Source organism: uncultured Dechloromonas sp. (assembly GCF_945957265.1).
GTDB lineage: Bacteria > Pseudomonadota > Gammaproteobacteria > Burkholderiales > Rhodocyclaceae > Azonexus.
The window spans coordinates 38,723-57,461 of the sequence record NZ_CAMFKO010000010.1 but is presented as its reverse complement, the minus strand read 5'-3'; the positions used below and the strand labels follow the sequence as shown (position 1 = coordinate 57,461).

At 63.9% G+C, this 18,739-nt stretch carries 25 protein-coding genes; 10 read left to right on the top strand and 15 right to left on the bottom strand.

The window, feature by feature from the left end; genetic code table 11:
• Position 1 precedes the first annotated feature (1 nt).
• The 3 genes from Q0P59_RS07455 to Q0P59_RS07445 are packed head-to-tail and all read left to right on the top strand — an operon-like array spanning position 2 to position 2,721.
• Positions 2-802: a polysaccharide deacetylase family protein gene (locus Q0P59_RS07455; RefSeq protein WP_295005166.1), complete on the top strand. Its 801-nt coding sequence runs from the start codon at positions 2-4 to the stop codon at positions 800-802.
• The gene (locus Q0P59_RS07450) at positions 799-1,521 is read left to right on the top strand and encodes a class I SAM-dependent methyltransferase (protein WP_295005164.1); all 723 of its coding nucleotides are present in this window, start codon (positions 799-801) and stop codon (positions 1,519-1,521) included. The genes Q0P59_RS07455 and Q0P59_RS07450 overlap by 4 nt, the downstream gene beginning before the upstream one ends.
• A 9-nt stretch (positions 1,522-1,530) precedes the next feature.
• Positions 1,531-2,721: a DUF1615 domain-containing protein gene (locus tag Q0P59_RS07445; protein ID WP_295005162.1), complete on the top strand. Its 1,191-nt coding sequence runs from the start codon at positions 1,531-1,533 to the stop codon at positions 2,719-2,721.
• Between the two features lie 33 nt (positions 2,722-2,754).
• Here Q0P59_RS07445 and Q0P59_RS07440 read toward each other — a convergent pair whose 3' ends face one another.
• The 11 genes from Q0P59_RS07440 to Q0P59_RS07390 form a co-directional block, all read right to left on the bottom strand.
• Positions 2,755-3,462, bottom strand: a complete 708-nt coding sequence (locus tag Q0P59_RS07440) for a site-2 protease family protein (RefSeq protein WP_295005160.1) — start codon at positions 3,460-3,462, stop codon at positions 2,755-2,757.
• Entirely contained in the window at positions 3,462-4,379 is a 918-nt protein-coding gene (locus tag Q0P59_RS07435; RefSeq protein WP_295005158.1) for a DUF2167 domain-containing protein, read from the bottom strand. Before Q0P59_RS07435 ends, Q0P59_RS07440 begins: the two co-directional genes overlap by 1 nt.
• A gap of 165 nt (positions 4,380-4,544) precedes the next feature.
• On the bottom strand, positions 4,545-4,991 hold the full coding sequence (locus Q0P59_RS07430) for a hypothetical protein (protein WP_295005156.1): 447 nt from the start codon (positions 4,989-4,991) through the stop codon (positions 4,545-4,547).
• 113 nt (positions 4,992-5,104) lie between these two features.
• Entirely contained in the window at positions 5,105-5,506 is a 402-nt protein-coding gene (locus tag Q0P59_RS07425) for a hypothetical protein (RefSeq protein ID WP_295005154.1), read from the bottom strand.
• Between the two features lie 69 nt (positions 5,507-5,575).
• A complete protein-coding gene (locus tag Q0P59_RS07420; RefSeq protein ID WP_295005152.1) occupies positions 5,576-5,920 on the bottom strand; it encodes a hypothetical protein in 345 nt (114 codons plus the stop codon).
• 95 nt (positions 5,921-6,015) lie between these two features.
• A complete protein-coding gene (locus Q0P59_RS07415; protein ID WP_295005150.1) occupies positions 6,016-6,447 on the bottom strand; it encodes a hypothetical protein in 432 nt (143 codons plus the stop codon).
• Positions 6,448-6,536: 89 nt separating this feature from the next.
• Positions 6,537-7,040, bottom strand: a complete 504-nt coding sequence (locus Q0P59_RS07410; RefSeq protein ID WP_295005148.1) for a hypothetical protein — start codon at positions 7,038-7,040, stop codon at positions 6,537-6,539.
• Between the two features lie 92 nt (positions 7,041-7,132).
• The gene (locus tag Q0P59_RS07405) at positions 7,133-7,750 is read right to left on the bottom strand and encodes a hypothetical protein (protein ID WP_295005146.1); all 618 of its coding nucleotides are present in this window, start codon (positions 7,748-7,750) and stop codon (positions 7,133-7,135) included.
• 20 nt (positions 7,751-7,770) lie between these two features.
• The gene (locus Q0P59_RS07400; RefSeq protein WP_295005144.1) at positions 7,771-8,799 is read right to left on the bottom strand and encodes a hypothetical protein; all 1,029 of its coding nucleotides are present in this window, start codon (positions 8,797-8,799) and stop codon (positions 7,771-7,773) included.
• A 114-nt stretch (positions 8,800-8,913) separates the two neighbouring features.
• Positions 8,914-9,114, bottom strand: a complete 201-nt coding sequence (locus Q0P59_RS07395) for a hypothetical protein (RefSeq protein ID WP_295005142.1) — start codon at positions 9,112-9,114, stop codon at positions 8,914-8,916.
• 308 nt (positions 9,115-9,422) lie between these two features.
• Positions 9,423-10,547, bottom strand: coding sequence for an ABC transporter substrate-binding protein (locus Q0P59_RS07390; RefSeq protein WP_295005140.1), 1,125 nt, complete (start codon positions 10,545-10,547; stop codon positions 9,423-9,425).
• Positions 10,548-10,685: 138 nt separating this feature from the next.
• On the opposite strand from Q0P59_RS07390, the gene Q0P59_RS07385 reads away from it, so the two are divergent.
• From Q0P59_RS07385 to Q0P59_RS07355, 7 genes are all read left to right on the top strand, one after another.
• Positions 10,686-11,876, top strand: a complete 1,191-nt coding sequence (locus Q0P59_RS07385) for a beta-ketoacyl-[acyl-carrier-protein] synthase family protein (RefSeq protein ID WP_295005138.1) — start codon at positions 10,686-10,688, stop codon at positions 11,874-11,876.
• On the top strand, positions 11,873-12,688 hold the full coding sequence (locus tag Q0P59_RS07380; protein WP_295005137.1) for a beta-ketoacyl synthase chain length factor: 816 nt from the start codon (positions 11,873-11,875) through the stop codon (positions 12,686-12,688). The genes Q0P59_RS07385 and Q0P59_RS07380 overlap by 4 nt, the downstream gene beginning before the upstream one ends.
• Entirely contained in the window at positions 12,682-13,131 is a 450-nt protein-coding gene (locus Q0P59_RS07375; RefSeq protein WP_295005135.1) for a hotdog family protein, read from the top strand. The genes Q0P59_RS07380 and Q0P59_RS07375 overlap by 7 nt, the downstream gene beginning before the upstream one ends.
• Positions 13,128-13,847 carry a 3-oxoacyl-ACP reductase FabG gene (gene fabG / locus Q0P59_RS07370; protein WP_295005133.1) on the top strand — a complete coding sequence of 240 codons (720 nt, stop codon included), beginning with the start codon at positions 13,128-13,130 and terminating at the stop codon, positions 13,845-13,847. The genes Q0P59_RS07375 and fabG overlap by 4 nt, the downstream gene beginning before the upstream one ends.
• 71 nt (positions 13,848-13,918) lie before the next feature.
• Complete coding sequence (locus Q0P59_RS07365; protein WP_295005131.1) at positions 13,919-14,242, top strand: DUF4124 domain-containing protein; 324 nt, start codon at positions 13,919-13,921, stop codon at positions 14,240-14,242.
• A 2-nt stretch (positions 14,243-14,244) separates the two neighbouring features.
• Entirely contained in the window at positions 14,245-14,949 is a 705-nt protein-coding gene (locus Q0P59_RS07360) for a DnaJ domain-containing protein (protein ID WP_295005128.1), read from the top strand.
• Positions 14,950-15,034: 85 nt separating this feature from the next.
• Complete coding sequence (locus Q0P59_RS07355) at positions 15,035-15,283, top strand: hypothetical protein (RefSeq protein ID WP_295005126.1); 249 nt, start codon at positions 15,035-15,037, stop codon at positions 15,281-15,283.
• 3 nt (positions 15,284-15,286) lie between these two features.
• On the opposite strand, the gene Q0P59_RS07350 is transcribed toward Q0P59_RS07355, so the two are convergent.
• Genes Q0P59_RS07350 through Q0P59_RS07335 form a run of 4 tightly spaced genes read right to left on the bottom strand, consistent with a single transcriptional unit; the run spans position 15,287 to position 18,739 of the window.
• Positions 15,287-15,616 carry a thioredoxin family protein gene (locus tag Q0P59_RS07350; RefSeq protein ID WP_295005124.1) on the bottom strand — a complete coding sequence of 110 codons (330 nt, stop codon included), beginning with the start codon at positions 15,614-15,616 and terminating at the stop codon, positions 15,287-15,289.
• 10 nt (positions 15,617-15,626) lie between these two features.
• Positions 15,627-16,826, bottom strand: a complete 1,200-nt coding sequence (locus Q0P59_RS07345) for a cation:proton antiporter (RefSeq protein WP_295005122.1) — start codon at positions 16,824-16,826, stop codon at positions 15,627-15,629.
• 7 nt (positions 16,827-16,833) lie between these two features.
• Positions 16,834-17,976: an HPP family protein gene (locus Q0P59_RS07340; RefSeq protein WP_295005120.1), complete on the bottom strand. Its 1,143-nt coding sequence runs from the start codon at positions 17,974-17,976 to the stop codon at positions 16,834-16,836.
• Positions 17,977-17,980: 4 nt separating this feature from the next.
• Positions 17,981-18,739: a glycosyltransferase family 2 protein gene (locus tag Q0P59_RS07335; RefSeq protein WP_295005119.1), complete on the bottom strand. Its 759-nt coding sequence runs from the start codon at positions 18,737-18,739 to the stop codon at positions 17,981-17,983.

The following is an 18,739-nucleotide window of genomic DNA, read 5'->3' as shown; positions in this document are numbered from 1 at the left end:
CATGCCGACACCCTGGAAGCCCACCCCCGCCATCCACGCCACGCTGGCCATCCATGCCGGCGCCGCCGTCGGCTGCCTGCTGGCGCCGGCCCTCTGGCCGTGGGCGCTGGGTGCGCTGGTCGTCAATCATGCGGTGATCACCACCGCCGGCCTGCTGCCGCGCTCGACCCTGCTCGGCCCCAATCTCACCCGCCTGCCGCCCGCCGCCATCGCCCATCGCGAGGTGGCGATCACCATCGACGACGGCCCCGACCCGGAAGTGACGCCGCAGGTGCTCGACCTGCTCGATGCCGCCGGCGCCAAGGCCACCTTCTTCTGCATCGGCTGGCGGGCCCGCGAGAACCCGGCGCTGTGCCGGGAAATCGTCGCCCGCGGGCACCAGGTCGAAAACCACGGCGACAGCCATTCCAAGGTCTTCGCCTTCTTCGGCCCCGGCCGGATGATGGCCGACATCGCCGCCGGGCAGGCCACGCTGGCCGAGATCACCGGCCGCACGCCGCGCTACTTCCGCGCCACCGCCGGGCTGCGCAACCCCTTCCTCGATCCGGTGCTGCACCGCCTCGACATCAAGCTCGCCGCCTGGACCCGCCGCCCCTACGACACCCGCTGCGGCGACCCGGATACCGTCTTCGCCCGCCTGGCCCGCGACCTGGCTCCCGGCGACATCCTGCTCCTGCACGATGGCCACGCCGCCCGCACGCCGCAAGGCCAGCCCGTCATCCTCGCCGTCCTGCCGCGCCTGCTCGCCGCGCTGCGCGACCAACAACTCAACCCCGTCACGCTGAACGACGCCACCACATGACCAAGCGTTTCCTGAGAACCCTGCTCGACGACGCCAGCCGCCCCTTCATCGGCGGCGGCCATTTCGCCTACCGCTACGCGCGCGGCAAGCTCTCCTCCGACAGCATCTTCCGCGAAATCCTCAAGCGCGGCCTGTTCCCCGCCGAAGGCCGCTACCTCGACCTCGGCTGCGGGCAGGGCAGCCTGTTCGCCTGGCTGCTCGCCGCCCAGAAGCTCCACGCCGCCGGCCACTGGCCGAAGGACTGGCCGGCCGCGCCCAAGGCGCTGCAGCTGCGCGGCATCGAACTGATGCAGAAGGACGTCGACCGCGCCGCCCGCGCCTTCGGCGCCGATCATCCGGTCGTCCGCATCGAGCAGGGCGACATGACCCGGGCCGATTTCGGCAAGGCCGACGTGATCACCATCCTCGACGCCCTGCATTACTTCGACCACGCCCACCAGAAGGACGTTCTGAAGCGCATCCGCGCCGCGCTGCCGCCCGGCGGCCTGTTCCTCACCCGCGTCGGCGACGCCTCGGCCGGCCTGCCGTACCACATCTGCAACTGGGTCGACCATGCCGTCACCTTCGTGCGCGGCCACCGCCTGCCGCGCCTCTACTGCCGGCCGCTGGCCGAATGGGTGGCGCTCCTGCAAAGCCTCGGCTTCAGCGTCGAAACCGACCCGATGAACGAAGGCAAACCTTTCGCCAACGTCATGCTCGTCTGTCGCGTTCCGGGCTGACATCACCCCATGCTTCCCGCCTGCCGCCTCGCCCTCCCGCTCGTCGCGCTGCTCGCCGCCCTGGCCGGCTGCTCGACCTTCGACGAAGGCGAGGGCGAAGGCCCGGCGCTGCCGCCCGACATGGCCCGCCGCGCCGACGGCAAGACCGCCACCGCCTGGCCGACCTCGCTCGGCGACGCCGAAGTCCGCAAGCGCATCGCCCAGTTGCTGCCCGGCTACGTAAAGGACAGGGCCGGCTGGGCCGAAGACCTGCACACCGCCTTCAAGACCCTGGAAGTGCCACACGCCGCGCAGACCTATTGCGCCGCCATGGCCGTCATCGAGCAGGAATCCACCTTCCAGGCCGACCCGGTCGTCCCCGGCTTGCCCGGCATCGTGCGCAAGGAGCTGGAAACCCGGGCCGGGCGCTACGGCGTGCCTTCGCTGCTGGTCACCGCCGCGCTGAGCAAAAGCTCGCCGGACGGCAAGAGCTACAACGAGCGCATCGACGCCCTGAAAACCGAAAAGCAGCTCAACGCCCTGTTCGAGGACATGATCGGCGAACTGCCCTTCGGCCGGCAGCTCTTCGCCGACTACAACCCGGTACGCACCGGCGGCCCGATGCAGGTCAGCATCGAATTCGCCAGCCAGCACGTCAAGGAACGCAGCTACCCGTACCCGATGGCCAAAAAGCTGCGCGACGAAGTATTCACCCGGCGCGGCGGCGTCTATTTCGGCAGCGCCATCCTGCTCGACTACGAAGTGCCCTACGACCAGGTGGTGTATCGCTTCGCCGACTTCAATGCCGGCCGCTACAGCAGCCGCAACGCCGCCTTCCAGCTGGCGCTCGCCCGCATCAGCGGCAAGCCGCTGGCCCCGGACGGCGACCTGCTGCGCTACGAGAACGGCCTGCCGGCCAATGTCGCCAGCAGCGTCGAGGACGCCGCGCTGAGCATCGCCTACAAGCTGGACATGAGCCGCCCGCAAATCCGCCGCGACCTGCTCATGGAAAAGACCGCCGCCTTCAGCCGCAGCCCGCTGTTCACACGCGTCTTCGAACTCGCCGACAAGCAGGGCAAGCCCATGCCCCGCCAGGCCATGCCGCAGATCGACCTGAAAAGCCCGAAGATCACCCGCAAGCTGACGACCGAATGGTTCGCCAAACGGGTCGAAGGCCGCTACAAGACCTGCCTGACGCGCGGTGCCGGCCAGCCCGGGTAGCCAGCCAAATCCACCCGGCACCTTACTGCACGCTCAGGCACGCCCGAGAAGCTGGTGCAGTTCAAACGTCATCATTGCCACAAAGCCGGTCAACCCAAGGTAGTAGACGGTGTAGACCAGCTTGTGCTCGGCACCCACCGCGTAGTACGCCGCCTCGTCCGAAGCTGCGCTGTAGCGCAAAGCTTTGACCACCTGCGGCAGAGCCACGATGGCCACCAGGATCAGCATCGGACTCGGGCGCCAGTAGAACCAGGCGAGCAGCACGGGAATCCCGGCCAGCCAGATGCGCGGTGAAAGCACGGCCGTTATTCGTCCGCCATCCAGCGGCGATATCGGGATCAGGTTGAACAGGTTCAGAAAAAATCCAACATAGGCAATGGCCAGCAGCAAGGTGCTATCGGCATGGCGTCCCAGAAAATAGCAGAACAGGGCAGCCAGCGTACCAACAAGGGGGCCGCCGAAGCCGACATAGGCTTCGACTTCCGCGTCATGCGGCATCTCCTTCATTTCGATCCAGGCTCCGACGAAGGGAATGAAGGTCGGTGCTCCGACCTTCATTCCGCGCTGGCGGGCGGCCACGAAATGGCCCATTTCATGTGCGAAAAGCAGGGCGATGAAGCCGGCCGCAAATTTCCAACCATAGGCTAGCGCATAGACCCCCAGCGACACGAACATCGAGCCTGCCGTCGTCAGCAGCTTGCCCGACTTGAGCAGCGTCAGCAGGAGCATCAGGGATTTCATCAGTTACTCGCCGAATCGGCTTTCTTTTTCCTCAGTTTGAAGAAGGCCAGCCCGCCCACGGCGACAGCAATGACTTTCCCCCACTTGACCAGAAAAACAGCGAGCATAGCGAACAAGCCAAGCTTTTTCGCGGCGACGCCGCCGACCAGAGCGGCCAGGCCAATTTCGGCAACCTTGTCGGTGCCCTCCGCGTAATCCTGATAGCGCTTGCCTTCCTTGAACTGGATGCCCGTCAGCAACTCGTTGGCCAACCCCTTGCGTTCATTCAGCTTTGCCGCCTCGGTGCCAAAGGCGAAGATCATCACCCCCTCGCGACCGAGCGCGGCGGCTCCATACAAGGCGAACGCCGTTTCCGGCTTGCCCCTTTCCTGACTCGACGTCGCCCACAGCAAACGGTGGCCGGCATAATCGTAGCGCGGTGCCTCCACCCAGCCGTTCAGTTCCTTTTCCGGCAAGCCTTTTTCGCGCGCTACCGCGTTGCGTTCCTCGATGCCCTTACGCTGAGCATCCAGCAACTTCCCGTGCTCCCAGTTGTTGGCATCGTCATCGCGGACGAAGCCGATCGGCCGGAAGAATACCGCCACCATCCCCCAGTTGTCGGTCGGCATTTCATCGCCCGGCAAGCCGGGAATGACGATTCCGACAAGATCCGGTGCCGACTTGACGCCGGACACGGCGAATATCTTCAAGGCGATATCTGGCGGCATGAAGGCCTGGCCACGTTGCAGGCGCATCGTGCCCTGAAGCCCCAGATCGATGCTGGCCGGCCCGTACACAAAGCGGTTTTCGGATTCCTTGATCAGCGCGTTTATCTGCGCCTCCTGCGCCGCTTTGTCAGCAGCCTGATCGGCAATGGCAAAACCCGCCGGGGCAATCAGCCCCAAGCAAAGCAATAGACAGCAAATGACTCGTTTCACAAGAAACACCAATGGCATGGATGAAAGAAGCGGAGATTATCACAAACGCATATTCAGCCATTCCTGCTCTCCAAAAGGCTTTCCTGTGCAGCTCAGCCGGCCGGCAGATCGTCCAGCTACGACATCAGAAAAAAAACCTGCGCTACACCGCTCGCAACAAGCACCTCACCTGGCCGGCACGGCCGCCTCGATCTTCCGGCGATCCAGGTACTTCTCGAAAATGCTGAACGAGGCCGTCACCTCGGGGTTGGACATCAGCTCCTGCATCGCCAGCCCGCCCAGCGCCCGGAACGCCGTCTGCATGGCAACCTGCCCTTCATTGCGGATCGCGGCCTGCGTCTGCTTGGCGCAATCCTCGCTCAGCAGGCGGGTAACCAGCACCCCCACGGTATTCGATGTCTGGTCGCGCACCTTGTCCGTCACCACCGCAAACTCGCGAATCTCCGGGTGCGTCGACATAGCCGCGAAGACCCACTTGGCGAGATCCTTGCGATCCTTGCCGCTGGTGCTGTCGCTCAGGCAACTGGTCAGCGCGACGGCATCCGGGCCGGCGAGGGCGGGCAGGGCGGCGAAGAGGGAAAACAAGGCAATGGCGAGGGATTTTTTGTTCATGGCGGAAAGCGTAAGTTGGCGGTGGAAGAAGTCTGCAGGCGCAGCTTCCAGGCGCTCCGCTTGCGGTGCGTCCGAGCGATCGAAAGAAGCGTTTTTGAGCGGAGTGTTAAATTTCATTGGGATGCTTTAACCAAGGTTTCCCATTGCTTTTGGTCGGCATCGGATGGGAAGCGATAAGGGTGCGCTTGCTGATGCCTGTGTGCCTCAATAACTTGAGACTTCAATAGTAGCTGCGAGGCGGGACTAGCAGATTTTTGAACAATATCGGATGCGAGAAGTAAGCGGCTGTAATAGCGATGCTGCCCCACCTGTAGAGCAACCTCTGCCTTGTTTTGCTCCAATGCCTCAAGCATGCCAAGGTCGTTATGGGCTTCACGAATCTCCCTTGTGAAAGCTTCCGAGAAAAAATGCTTTTCATATGCGTCAGAGGCGCGCTCCATGCCGAGCCAGTAGCCGGCGATAACAGCGCCAATTACAACTGAGCCACACGCAATAACCTTGAGGGTGCGATTCATTGTGAAGTTCAACGTGGAGGTAACCGGCCTTGTGCGGCTTTATGCGCAAGGTCCGTGTTGACCGCAGGGTTAGGGGTTGGCCAGCAACTTGGCATAGATTGCCTTTCGTTCTTCATCTGTTGTGGCGCCGTCCCAGCGGGGAAAAAGGCTGAAGGAATACAACCTCTCGTTCATGGTCATACCCCCAATTCGGGAAATTGTTTCATCTCGAAATTGAGTCCAGAGGTCAGCAGCCTTCGCGTGCTCAACTGCGGGTGAAGCACCCAAACTGCTAATGAAACGCTCAACGGTACCTTCTAGTTCTTTCACATTCGTTCCGTCGGTCTTCCAGTCAGAGAGAAGAGCTGAGAGTTGCATCGCGGCCGGGCCGTTGGATGTTTGCGCAATAGCAGTCGCCAACTGGTCGAGATCCATTGCAACCCCTAACGTGCAAAATAAATGGCGTCCCGCTTGCGGCACGTCCAAGCACCTACTGGGTGCGATTTGACTGGAGTGTTAGCCATTGACGGCTATGGCTTAGAAACAAAGACGAATCCATAATCTCCGATTCCGAAAAATCGATAGCGCTCAGAGCGCTTAAGAGGCTCGTATACAGAAGGTGATCGGTAAAAACAAATACCGTTTCTAGAAATGGCCGTGCGTCCACTCGCGCTGACATCGAATTTTCCTTTCTTGATTTCGACCCCCTCAAGAAAGTAGAGGGGGTGAGGATCGGTTTGCCCACATTGCAGTTCAGGTAGTGGGGCTCCCATACAGCCTTTACCAGGCTTGTCTCGAATTAGATCGAATACCGTTCCCTCAATTTCCCATTGAGCCTTATTCCTGCATTCTTCTTCGGATGAACATATAGAGGCTTGACATGCGTTGCTGCTATAAGCAGCGCCATAAACCGCGAGAGCCGCTATAGCGACAAGAGCTTTTGACAAGTGCGCGATACGCATAGCGACGGGACTCCGAGAAAAAATGGCTAACGTGCTAAATCACCGGACGGCAAAAGCGCAGCTTTTTGACGGTCGGCTGGAGCGGATTGTTAACGTGTTTGAGCAACCACATTCTTGCTGGTCCATGTGCTCAGCTTGGCTGCTGCAGTAGATGCGTTGCTTGCGTCAGTGGACTCTCCTAGGCAGATGGACGAGAAAACGCCAAGCGAAAGTGAAACGAAGTAACTGGGCTTGTATCCATCACTGTTTGCACCAGAGTAGTGGATACGAATGCACTTTATTCGATCAAAAGAGCAAAGAACTCTTTTCAGGTTAGAGATCGTTCTGGTCCGCCGATTTACGACAAGGGCTTGCACGCTTCCGCGAATGATAAGTTCGTCCTCTGATTCATCAATAATCTCGAAATCGTTGTGCTCCCATGCCGGGAGTGCGATTTCTGGGAATAGTGTTCCTTCATTCTTGATCCAACGAGAACCACGGAAGAGGTAGTAAGTGGCTCCGAGGCCTAGCGCGCCAATTGCTAGCGAATATGACTCCGAGATAACTGCCAAAATCAAGGCAGACCCCATAAAAAAATAGAGCACGCGTACCATTTTGTTAACGCTAGCGTTGAAGGTAAAGGGCGCTGCGCGGTGCTTTATCGCGCAGCGTCCAGCGACCGTAGGGAGCGGCTTTCACCGACCTGTTAGGCATCTGCGTGAATGATCGCAAGTTCATACCAGAATGCCCTATTGACGTTAGTTCCGATTTGGGTGACTAGGTCATTTGTGAGATTTTCAGTATCTCGCCCCTGCTGGTGTGGGTGCAATGAAACCGAACCGAGCCCGCGAAGAAACATGGAAAGGTTGGGCGCAACAAGAGCGCACGATGCCGAACCTTCATCGGCTACGTAAGCAAGTATTCGGCCGGTTGATTGCTCTAACAAAACAACGTGTGGATCGCCTTGCCCGATCATTAGCAAGCCCGGCGGGCGGTCATCCAATTCTTGGTCTTCCCACCATTGAGTGCCGGGAGCTGGCTTATTGCACTGTTTAACTCGCGCGACGAAATCTCCAGTGCGCCCGAAATTAATGCCGGCTAGTTCGAGGCACCCTAGATTCCATTCGCACATTCCAGCGACAAAGGATGGCGGCAGAGCCGAACCGAGGAACTCTGCTAGACGGTCAGAGATATTGGTTGCCTGGGCCTCGGACGACGCCTCAGGAATTAGACTCGCAAAGTGATCTGGGTACTTAAGAGCGTCTTCGGCAAAACGATTACGCAACCCCGAACGTATTTCTTCGACAGTGAGGAGACGGTACATAAGATGCCTAACGTTTGAATTCACAGGACTGGCGCGGCTTGCCGCGACAGGTCCGGTGGAATGATTGGTTGGGCATCTTCCCACCACAGGCACTCGCGCAGCACTTTGTCATTCATGAGCAGTTGCTCGTTGAAGTAGCCGCGCATGAAGAAGGTTAGGCCAGGACAAACCGGTGGTGGGAACTTAATAACGGTTTGAATTGTTGATGCGTAGTCCTCGCAAGCCTTGAGTGTCTCATTCACGAGATATGCAATCGCGGGACGAAGTGAGCAAAGATCGTTTGGAAGGCGATGCTCTTCATTCCAGATGTTAAAGAGCGAAAACGGTTTGGTTGAGGCTTGCACAGCAAATCCTCTTTCTGTAACGAATACCAAGTCCGGCGAATTTCCTCCATGAACGAATTTATCTCGGAACGTGCGCAGTATCTGGAAGAACGCTCCACACCTCACATAGAAGGCTGCGAGTTCTTTCGGAATGAGGAAGCGAGCGACCAATTCGTCCTCGGTTCTCAGTCGGTTTGCTTCTAGGGCAACGGCGGCGAAAGTCTCCGGTAGTTGCCGCTTACGCTTAGTCTCGTCAAGAAGCTTGATGTTCTGCCACTGAGCCGCTACTACCTCTTGTAGGAGGTCAAATATGCTTTTGCACACCATGAACAGGTACTCAAGCTCTGTAATTACTAGCCGAGAAACCCCCGATCGATCTTTTTGAGAGTATTCGAAGAGTAGGTCGAACTTCTTCAGGCACCCGCTTAAGTTGAAGAAGTCTTCCATTAACCCTTGCATCGGTCGCGAGACACCTTGAGAGTTCCCAATTTGAGCGATGAAGTCTAGGAAATGCAGGTATCCATCTTTTTCGGATTCTGGCTGGGCAGCAAAATAGAACCCTTCCGCGGGCCAGCCCTTCATGCGAATCAGTCCGGCGTTGGTTGGGACCCAAAGATGCCACTCACCATCAACGAAGAAAGTCAATGAAGCCAGCCCTCGTCCTCCGAGGTTGGTGTGATCGATCTGCGGAATCTTTGTGAGCTCGGAAAGCTGGATCTGTAGCATGGCGTATCTAGGATGCCCAACTAGAAGTAGACGGCACTTGCACATACCCATATCCAGCCATTTGTTGCCAAACATGGATATTCGTTTCCAATAATGGACAGGCCGTAATTGCCACTATTGGGCATCCTTGACGATGCGTTTTTGCAGCTTCAGGGCGTGGGCGATGTGTCCGGAGACGCGCCACAGTTTGCGCTCGGCATCCCAGACGCCGCCGGCTTCCTTGATCTGCCGGCGGACTACCGTTTCGCCGTAGCCAACCCGCACCCACACCATGGCTGCCGGAGGCCCGGCCCGCTCTTCGACGAGTAGCTCCACGGTGGTAAAGCGTTTGCCGGTACTGCGGTCGATGCGATAACGAACGGAGGTCTGCTCCGTAACGCTGAAGCAGCCGCCGGGTTCCGGGCTTGCCGGGTTTCAGGCGCTGTATCGTGGCCGAGCGCTGGAGTGCGGCAGCCGCCTCGGTGGAGGCAACGGGCGCGGCATGGAACTGCACGATTCCGTCTGGAAGATAGGGGCTTGGCTTATGAACCATGCCCGCCAGCTTACCGCCGCCGCATGACATGAGCAACAAACAACCCGCCCGTCATCCCCAGCGGGCCATGCGCGGCGAGAGGACCAGTCGCTCAGCGCATCAGCCGCCCGGAACTGCCGACGATGGTGACTTCGACGAAGTGCGAGCCGAGGCGGTTCTTGCTGTAGTCGACAATGAAGTTGCCGGTATCGTATTTCTGCAGGCCGGCGAGGGCGGCGAGCAGTTTGTCGCGGGTGGGCTGCGGGCCGGCGCGGCGCAGGCCCTCGGTCATGACCCTGGCGGCGATGTAGCCTTCGAGGACGGTGTAGGTGGGGCCGCTCTTCGGGACGAATTCGGCGGGCAGGGCCTGGAATTCGCGCACGATGGCGGTGACGCCGCTCCACGGGTAGGGGACGACCTGGGCGATGGCGATGCCGGCTGCCGACGGGCCCATTTCGGCCTGCAGCGCCTTGTAGCCGACGACCGACAGGGCGAAGAACTGCGATTGCTTGCCGGCCTGGCGCATTTCGCGGACGAAGGCGGCGGTCGGCTTATAGGTGCTGATCATGACGACGCCTTGCGGGTCGGCGGCGCCGATGGCCTTGACCGCATCGCGCACGTCGTTCCGGGTCTTGTCGAAGGCGCCGACGGCGACCATTTTCAGGTTGCGCTTGGCGAGGGCTTTTTCGACGCCGGCCAGGCCGGATTTGCCGAAGGCGTCGTCCTGGTAGAAGACAGCGATCTTGTTGATGCCCAGCGTGGTCAGCTGGTCGATGATCTTCTCGGTTTCATCGCCGTAGCTGGCGCGCAGCCAGAAGGTGGTCGGCGATTTCTGGGCGCGCAGTTCGTCGGAGCCGGTGTAGGGCGCCAGCGAGGGGATGGCGCGCTCGTTGATCAGCGGCAGCAGGGCGCCGTAGTTGGCCGAGCCGAACATGCCGAGGAAGGCGAGCACGTCTTCCTGGTCGATGAGTTTCTTGGCATTCTCGACGCTGCGCTCGACGACATAGCCGTCGTCGAGGGTGAGCAGCTCGACCCGGCGGCCGTTGATGCCGCCCTTGGCGTTCAGGGCGTTGAAATAGGCGAGCATGCCGTCGCGGTACTCGCTGCCCAGTTCGGCCAGCGGGCCGCTCAGGGGCAGCGACTGGCCGAGGCGGATCGGCCCGCTCTGCGCCTGGGTGCCCAGCGCGAGCAGCGCCAGGGCGGCCAGCGCCAGCCATTGCTTCAGGGTTGCCAACATGTTGTCTCCTCGAGTCGTTTTTATGGACCCCGCAGTCTAGGTCGCAAACCGCGCAGCGCATTGTCATCCGGATGACAAACGGGGGCTTTTCGGGGGCCTCTGCTAAAATCGGCTTTTGCCGATACGGACTGCGAAACCGTGACTCCGCTGCTACTTTCCGCCTACACCGCCACGACCTGTCTCGGGCGTGGCCTGGACGCCACGCGCTCGGCCTTGCGCGCGGGCCGCAGCGGGCTGGCCCCCTGTGCCTTCGAAACGGTGCGCCTCGACACCTGGCTCGGCGAAGTGCCGGGCGTCGATGACGAAAAGCTGCCCGCCGCGCAGGCCGCCTACGACTGCCGCAACAACCGCCTGACCCGCATGGGCCTGGAGACCGACGGCTTCGCCGAGCGTGTCCGGGACGCCATCGCCCGCTACGGCAGGACGCGGGTCGGCGTCTTCCTCGGCACCAGCACCGCCGGCATCCTGCAGACCGAGCTGGCCTACCGCCGCCGCGACCCGCAAACCGGCGCGCTGCCCGACGATTTCCACTACCGCACGACGCATAACTCCTTTTCGCTGGCCGAATTCACCCGCGACTACTTCGCGCTGGAAGGCATGGCGATGGCCATTTCGACGGCCTGTTCGTCGAGCGCCAAAGTCTTCGCCGCCGCCGCCCGCCAGCTCGAACTCGGCACCATCGACGCGGCCATCGTCGGCGGCGTCGATACGCTGTGCCTGACCACGCTGTACGGCTTCGCCTCGCTGCAACTGACCTCCGCCCAGCCCTGCCGGCCCTACGATGCCGAACGCAACGGCATCTCCATCGGCGAGGGCGCCGCCTTCGCGCTGCTCGAACGTGCGAAGGCGCCGGCCACCGGGTCCGTGCTGCTGCTCGGCACCGGCGAATCGAGCGATGCCTACCACATGTCCTCGCCGCACCCGGAAGGGCTGGGCGCCAAGCTGGCCATGGAAGCCGCGCTGCGCTCGGCCGGGCTGGGCACTGCCGACATCGACTACATCAACCTGCACGGCACCTCGACGCCGGCCAACGATGCCGCCGAGGGCAAGGCCGTGGCAGCGCTCTTCGGCCAGACTGTCCCGTGCAGTTCGACCAAGGGCGCCACCGGCCACACGCTGGGCGCTGCCGGCGCCGTCGAGGCGGTGATCTGCGCATTGGCGCTGACCGATGGCTTCCTGCCCGGCAGCCCGGGTACGCAACACCTCGATCCGGCCATTCCCATCGCCTACCTGCACCAGGGCAAGGCCGGCAGCGTGCGCCATGCGCTGACCAATTCATTCGGCTTCGGCGGCAGCAACTGCAGCCTGATCCTCGGAGTCGCGCCATGAGCAAACCCAACCGCCAGCTATCCGCCTGGATCGAAGGCATCGGCTTCCTGGCCCCCGGCCTGCCCGACTGGCCGACCGCCCGCGCCGTGCTGCGCGGCGAGCAGGCTTACGAACATGCGCCGTCGGTGCTGCCCGCCCCGGCCATCCTGCCGCCGGCCGAACGGCGCCGGGCCAGCCGCGTCGTCAAGCTGACGCTGGCCATCGGCCTCGAAGCCGCCGCCCATGCCGGGGCCGATGTCGCCCGGCTGGCCACCGTGTTTTCCGCGTCCGGCGCCGACGGCCACAACTGCCACGCCCTGTGCGAACAGCTGGCCGGCGAGGACCGCCAGATTTCGCCGACCCGCTTCCACAACTCCGTGCATAACGCCGCCGCCGGTTACTGGGGCATCGCCACCGGCGCCATGGCCCCCTGCCAGGTCCTTTGCGCCTACGACGCCAGCTTCGGCGCCGGCCTGATCGACGCCCTCGGCCAGGTCGTCCTCGACCGCCAGCCGACGCTGCTCATCGCCTACGACAGCGAATACCCGGAACCGCTGTTCGCCAAGCGCCCGGTGCCCGATGTGGCCGGGGTCGGGCTGCTGCTGACGCCGGAACGCACGGAACGCTCGCTGGCCCGGATCGCCGTCGCCCCGGGCACGGCCACCGCCGAAACCCTGGCCGATGGCGCGCTGGAAACCCTGCGCACCGCCATCCCGGCCCTGCGCGCCCTGCCGCTGCTGCGCAAGCTGGCCTTGGGCGAGGGCGAGGGCGAGGAAATCTGCCTCGACTACCTGCCGCCGATGCAACTGAGCGTCGCCGTCGAGCCGTGCTAGACCGCGCCTGGATCGCCGCCCACATCCCGCACCAGGGCGACATGTGCCTGCTCGATGCGGTGACCGAATGGTCGGCCGATGCCATCGCCTGCACGGCGACCAGCCATGCCGACCCGGCCAACCCGCTGCGCGCCGCCGGCCGCCTCGGCGCCGCCAACGGCATCGAATACGCGGCGCAGGCCATGGCCATCCACGGCGCGCTGCTCGCCGGCAATGACGGCCAGCCGCGCCAGGGCTACCTGACCAGCGTGCGCGGCGTGACGCTGCACGCCGCCCGCCTCGACGACATGGCGGGCGAACTGATCGTCCGCGCCGAGCGCCTGTCCGGCGACACCAACAACATCCTCTACCAGTTTTCCGTCAGCCACGCCGACCGTTGCCTGCTCGAAGGCCGCGCCGCCGTGGTCCTCGACGCCAGCAGCCTGAACAAGGAACAGCCATGAAACGCGCCCTCGTCACCGGCGGCAGCGGCGGCATCGGCGCCGCCATCTGCCGACGATTGGCCGCCGACGGCCACCACGTCATCGTCCACGCCAACCGCAGCCAGGACAAGGCCGCCGCCGTCGCCGCCGCCATCCGGGAAGCCGGCGGCAGCGCCGAGGCCGTCGCCTTCGACGTCACCGACCGCGCCGCCACGGCCGCCGCGCTGGAGCAGCTGCTTGCCGCCGGCGCCATCCAGATCCTGGTCAACAACGCCGGCATCCACGCCGATGCGGTCTTCCCCGGCATGTCCGGCGAGCAGTGGGACTCGGTTCTCGCCGTGTCGCTGAACGGCTTCTACAACGTCACCCAGCCGCTGAGCATGCCGATGATCCGCACGCGCTGGGGCCGCATCGTCACCATTTCGTCGGTTGCCGGCATCACCGGCAATCGCGGCCAGGTCAATTACTCGGCGGCCAAGGGCGCGCTGCACGCGGCCAGCAAGTCGCTGGCGCTGGAGCTGGCCAGCCGCGGCATCACGGTCAATGCCGTGGCCCCCGGCATCATCGCTACCGACATGATTGAGGGCGCCTTCGACGCCGACACCATCAAGCAGCTGGTGCCGATGAAACGCGCCGGCAAGCCGGAAGAGGTCGCCGATCTCGTCGCCTTCCTCGCCTCGGACGCCGCCGCCTACATCTCCGGGCAGGTGATTTCGATCAATGGCGGGATGATCTGAGCCGCCGCCTTATTTACACGGAATTACGCAATCCCTAGAATGCGCCGGTCACTCCATGGGAAACGCAGAAAATGAATGCCGGAAAATGGCTGGTGGGATCGGCCTTGCTGGTCGCCTGTTCGGGCAGCGCCATCGCCGAAACCTATAAATGCACGCAGAACGGCAAGACCCTGATCTCCGACGCGCCGTGCGCGGCCAATGCCAGCCGCGTCGACCAGCAGCACGACAAGGTCGACCGCAGCCAGCAGCGCCAGGCGGAATCCACCCATGTCCGCAACAGCGCGCAATTGAACGAACTGGAATGGAAGGCCCGCTACGATCGTTCCGTTCCGGGCGGCGTGCAAATCGTGCCCGGCCCGGCCAGCCCCGCCGACACCCCGCGTCGTAGCCGTTGACCATGACCATGCAGAAAAGCCTTTACGATCTGCTCGAAGTGAGCGCCACCGCCAGTCCGGAAAGCATCGCCGTCAGCTACCGCCGCCTGCACGCCAAATTTGCCGAATTGCAGGGCAGCAGCGACGACGAGGACGCCACCAATCAGCTGATCGCGCTCCGCGAAGCCTATTCGACGCTTTCCAACCCCGAACGACGGGCGGCCTACGACGAAAAGCTGGCGGCCCGCGCCACCGCCGAGCGGGGCCAGGAAGGCGAACCGCGTTCCTATGCCAGGCTTCTGGTGCTGCTCGCGCTGATTGGCGCCTGCGGATTCGGCTATACCCGGTATCAAGCCAACCTGGCGCAGCAGGCGGCTCTTGAGCGGGAAAAGGCCGCCGCCGAAGTGCGGCTGGCCGAAATCGAGGCGCAGCGCGAACGGGAGCGGCTGGCCCGCGAGAGCTATGCGGCCCGCCAGGCCGAGAACCAGCGCGAGCAGGAAGAGCGGCGCGCGCGCTACGAACGGGAGCGCGACCAGGAATACGGCCGGCAGATCTCCCGCGACCTGCAGCGCCAGGAAGCGGCGGCGCAGTACGAAAAGCAGCGCGAGGAGCAGCGCAAGTTGCGCGAGGACCAGCAGCGCCAGTCCGACGCCGAACGCCGCCTGGCCCAGGACAAGGCGACCCTGCGCCGGATGGAAGCCGAGAACAACGCCCGCCGCTATTACTGAAGCGCCGGCGTTTCCGCTGCAACCGGGGCAAGGCCGGCGGCCTATCTGCTACATTGGCAGTTCATCACAGCCACGGGAGACGATCATGAGCGAGAAATCCATGCTGAGCCTGCAGGATGCGGCGCTGGCGCTGGGCTGCGCAGCCGGCGATCCGCATGCCCTGGAAGTCGAACTGGCCCACGCCATCGAGCATGGCGACCTGCACGCCAACGTCAAACGCTGGGCAACCGAGCAGTGGGAAGGCCAGCAGCTGCCGGGCAACATCAACCGGCTGGAAACCTGGATCGAACGTTCGGAACTCGACGCCTGGCAGAAACGGCGCCAGCCGGCCTGACCCTCAGCCGGCCAGCAGCCGCCCGAGAGCGGCCGCGACATCGGCCTCGGCGGTCGGCCGGACCAGGCGTTCGACCTCCTGGCCGTCGCGCAGGAAGACCAGCGTCGGCCACAGCTTGACCCGATAGCTGCGCCCGAGGCGCCGGCCCGGGCCGTCCTCGATCTTGATGTGCGGCAGCGTGGGGCAGGCGGCCAGCGCCGCCGCAATGGCCGGCTGCGCGCCCTGGCAGTGGCCGCACCAGTCGGCGCCGAATTCGAGCAGCGCCGGGCCGCTGCGGGCTTCGATTTCCTCGTGCGACGGCGCCAGCTCGGAATAGGTCGGGACGTAGGCCATGGTGGTCTCCTCAGGCGGAACGCTGTATCAGCGATTTCATGCGGGCCAGCTGCGGCGCCACCCGCGGCACGGTCAGCATGGTGCTGGCGACGGCCATCAGCAGCAGGGCGGTGAAGGTTTCGCTGGTGATGATCTGCTTGTCGAGCAGGATGTTGGCGAAGATGATCATGATCAGCGCCTTGGTCTGCAGCAGCCAGCCGATGATGCTGGCTTCGCCCGGCGCCCAGTTGAGGACGCGGCCGGCGAGGCGCACGCCGATCAGCTTGCCGGCAATCGAGGCGAACAGGAGCAGGGCGGCGGCGATGAAGACGGCGGCGCCGCCGACGTTCCAGTTGGTGCGCAGGCCGGTGGACAGGAAAAACACCGGCATGATGACGAGCAGCACGTGGTGGCGCAGCAGGTCCATCTTTTCCTGGTCGAACCACGCGGCTTCCATGCTCGCCCCGGCCAGGAAGGCGCCGACCATGAAATGCAGGCCGGCCCAGTCGGCGCCGAAGGATACGACGGCCAGCCAGATCAGCGCGACGAACCAGCGGTCGCGCTCGGCCAGGCGGAGCATCAGCTTGTGGAAAAGCCAGGCGGCGACCCCGAAGCCGAGCAGGAAGGCGCCCTGGCGGCCGATGCGTTCCCAGTCCATCAGGATCAGCGCCAGCACGCCCCAGATGGCGATGTCGTCCAGGCTGGCGTAGCGCAGGATGCGCTGGCCGATGGGCTGGCGCAGCACGTCCAGTTTTTCCATGAGCAGGATCAGGATGGGCAGGGCGGTCACCGCACAGGCCATGCCGACGCCGACGACGAATTGCCAGGTCAGCGCCCTGGGCCCCATCCAGCCGTCGAAGCCGAGCATCAGCACCGCCGCCGCGCAGCCGAAGAGCAGGGGCACGCCGAGCGCCAGGCCGGCGGTGATGCCGCTTTCCCGGCGATGCGCCCAGGCCTTCTTGAGGTCGAGCTCGACGCCGGCGATCATCACGAACAGCATCACCGCCCACCAGGCGATGCCGTTCAGCGACTGGATCACCGCCGGGTTGAAGACGAAGGCGTAGTAGTCGGGGAACAGCTTGCCGAGTATGCCCGGCCCGAGCAGGATGCCGGTGATGATCTGGACGACGACCAGCGGCGCGTAGTAGTCGGTCCTGCCGAGCCGCCAGATCAGGTAGGGCACGGTGAAGATGATCGTCATCGCGATCAGGAAGATTTCGGTGGTGTTCATGCGCGCTTCAATGACGGGCAGCCGCTGCCGCCTGACGATGGTAGATCGCCGCCAGCAGATCGGTCTGGGTTAATACGCCGGCCAGGCGCCGCTCGGCGTCGACCACCGGCACGATGACCGGGTGATCCTGGGCCGACAGCAGGGCCAGCATGTCGCCGAGCGGCGTCGAAACCGATGCCGTGGCGAAGCGCTGGCTCATGATCTGGCCGACCACTTCCGGCTTGTCGGAATAGGCGCTCGGCGTCGGCCGCAGCAGCCGGCGGATGTTGTCGCCGATGCTCTGGCCGTTGTCGGGAACGACATGGCGCAGGTAGTTCTCCAGCGTCAGGACGCCGATCACGCGACCGGCCGGGTCCACCACCGGCAGGCCGTGCAGGTGGTGTTCCTGCATCAGCGCCCAGGCTGCGTTCAGTTCGGTGGCAAAGGTCGCGGACAGCGCCGGGGAGGACATCACCTCGCCGCAGGTGCGCCGCTCGTGGCGGCGATGCGCGTGCGCCGTGGCCAGGTCGTAGATGGTGACCAGGTCGTCCTCGCTGACATCGAGATAGGTGTCGAGCTTTTCCAGCGCGTGCTGCAGGTCTTCGTGCCGGATGCTGCGCCGCGGCGGCCTGGCCGTCGGCGGGCGGACCGGCACGCACTGCGGATAGCGCCGGCCGGGCATCAGGTTGTTGATGGCCAGCACGGCGATCAGCGCGGCCACGGTATTGAGCAGGGCGGTGAACAGCGACACGGTGTGTTGCTGGGCGGCGATGGCGAACACCACGGCCATGGCGCCGCCCGGCGGATGCATGCAGCGGAGCAGGGCGGTCAGCCAGATCGACAGGCCGAGGGCAAGCCCGATGGCGAGCCAGGCCGGCTGCACCCACAGGCCCATGCCGTAGCCGATCAGCGCCGACAGGAGCAGGCCGCCAGCCAGCGACCACGGCTGGGCCAGCGGGCTGTGCGGCAGGGCGAACAGGATCACCGTGCTGGCGCCGAGCGGAGCCAGCAGATAACTGACGTGCTCCCCGGCCGGCAGGACGGTGAGGATGCCCTGGATGAGCAGGATGCCCAGGCAGCCGGCCAGCGCGCTGATCCAGCGCTCGCGCGCCGACAGCGGCACGGCATCGGCGATCAGGTAACGGGTAGCGAACTGGCGCAAGGCTTCCATTGCGTCAGGCCATTACATAGCGCGCCAGCAGCATCGGCAGGCGGAGCACGAAGCCGATGAACAGGCGGGTATGCATCCAGGTGAGCAGGGTATTGTCGCGCAGGTATTTGAAGTGCGAGACGCCGCCTTCCTCGGCCGACAGGTAGCGTACCGGGGCATCGAGGTTGAGCGGGCGAACGCCGGCCCAGCAGAGCCGGACCACGGCCTCGGGGTCGAAATCGAAGCGGCGCATGAAACGGTTGGCGCGCATGATCTTGATCAGCGGCGCGACGGGATAGACGCGGAAACCGTACAGCGAGTCGCCAATGCCCATCCACAGCGTTTCCAGGTTGGCCCAGCCGTTCGACACCTTGCGGCCGTTAACGCGCAGGGCCGGTGCCTCGGGGCCGAAAACCGGCTTGCCGAGCACCATCTTCGCCGGCGCGGCCTGCGAAGCGGCCATGAAGGCTGGGATCAGGTCGGCCGGGTGCTGGCCGTCGGAATCCATGGTCAGCGCATGCGTGTAGCCCTGCGCCGCGGCCTGCGAGATGCCTTCGAGCACCGCCGACCCCTTGCCGCGGTTTTCGGGCAGGACGATGACCGTCAGGTCGTCGTCGCCGGCGGCCAGCGCCTGGAGCTGGCCGGCCGTGCCGTCGGTGCTGCCGTCGACCACCACCCACACCGGCGCCCATTGCGCCCGCGCGGCGCGCACCGTGTCGAGCACGCCGGGGCCGGGGTTGTAGCTGGGGATGAGGACGAAATGGGTCGATGAGCGAGGCGGCAT